The organism is Bradyrhizobium sp. RD5-C2 (assembly GCF_019972155.1).
Taxonomy (GTDB): domain Bacteria; phylum Pseudomonadota; class Alphaproteobacteria; order Rhizobiales; family Xanthobacteraceae; genus Bradyrhizobium.
Map to the genome: position 1 here is coordinate 1 of NZ_BOVL01000068.1, position 443 is coordinate 443.

Genomic DNA, 443 nt, shown 5'->3' on the forward strand with positions numbered 1-443 from the left:
CCGGCAACTGTTATGTTGGTTTGGTTTGCAGGTACGGCTTTCGGTCTCGCATGATGGCATTGAGGACCGTCAGCAGCTTCCTGGCGACGGCGATTAGGGCGAGTTTGGCTGGTTTTCCGGCCTGTCGCAGTCGTGCATAGAAGGCCTTGAACGGATCAGCTCTGCGGACTGCGTTGAGGGCCGCCATATAAAGGGCGTCACGAACGCGCTTTCGGCCGCCCGCAATCTTGCGCTTGCCGCGGAAGGCGCCGCTGTCGACGTTGAAGGGAGCAAGGCCAGCGAGCGCGGCGAGTTGTTTCGGTCCGACCCGCCCGAGTTCCGGCATCTGCGCGATGAGCTGCATGCAGGCCACGGGACCCACGCCGGGCAGCGAACGCATTAACTTCGCATCGTCCGCGATCTCCGCTTCGGCTTTAATCAATGCGCTGATGTCGGCCTCGATC

Annotated in this window: 1 protein-coding gene; it reads right to left on the reverse strand. The window is 61.9% G+C overall.

Features of this window, described 5'->3' with window-relative positions:
- Window positions 1-10 precede the first annotated feature (10 nt).
- Window positions 11-443, reverse strand: a 433-nt coding sequence (locus BraRD5C2_RS39265; protein WP_223977884.1) for a transposase, incomplete at its 5' end; no start/stop codon positions are given.